The organism is Vibrio sp. 2033 (assembly GCF_033339735.1).
The window spans coordinates 1-754 of the sequence record NZ_JAWOVC010000286.1 but is presented as its reverse complement, the minus strand read 5'-3'; the positions used below and the strand labels follow the sequence as shown (position 1 = coordinate 754).

The following is a 754-nucleotide window of genomic DNA, read 5'->3' as shown; positions in this document are numbered from 1 at the left end:
CTGCAAGAAGGCATCAACCTTGATAAGGATAACCAACCGCTAAGACTCGCGTTGTCGAAGCTATTGGTTAAAGCCAATCAGCCTTCTGCGGCACTGAGCCCACTGGTTCACTTGCCTCCAATGCCGAGTCGAGATTACTTGGCAATGCGCGCAGCCCTTGCGCAGAAACAAAAGCAAAACGACATCGCATTAGAAAGCTACCAGCTACTGACTCAACGCGAGCCAGACAATGCCCGCTGGTGGCTTGGTTTGGCGATTCAGCAAGAGCGAGCGCTCACTTTTACTGCTGCGATTAACTCTTACAACGAAGCGTTAGGTAAAGTAGGGATCTCGAATCAGTCGCAAGCTTTCATTCGCGATCGATTAACCATCTTAAAGCAACTGGAGAGCGCACAATGAAAATTCAGTTGAGAAAACGCTTAGGTGACCTACTTGTTGAAGAAGGCATCGTATCGGAAGATCAAATCCAGCAAGCTCTATCCGCTCAGCGCAGTACCGGACAAAAATTAGGTGATGCCCTGATTGACCTCGGGTTTATTACCGAAAAGCAAATGCTGGAGTTTTTGTCTCAGCAACTAGGATTACCGTTGATCGATCTTGGACGTGCTCCAGTGGATGCGGATGCGGTGCAAATACTGCCAGAAGTGCATGCTCGTCGTTTACGTGCAATGGTGGTGGCTCGTAATGGTGACACTCTACGTGTTGCGATGAGTGATCCGGCGGATCTGTTTACCCAAGAGTCTTTAATGAACTT

The 754-nt window shown here is 48.7% G+C and carries 1 protein-coding gene and 1 pseudogene; both read left to right on the top strand.

Going from position 1 to position 754, the window contains the following annotated elements:
* On the top strand, window positions 1-399 hold a 399-nt coding region (locus R7P74_RS26125), incomplete at its 5' end, for a tetratricopeptide repeat protein (RefSeq protein WP_443293414.1).
* Window positions 396-754, top strand: a pseudogene (locus tag R7P74_RS26120) (MSHA biogenesis protein MshE); the annotation flags it as partial. The gene R7P74_RS26125 and the pseudogene R7P74_RS26120, both read left to right, overlap by 4 nt.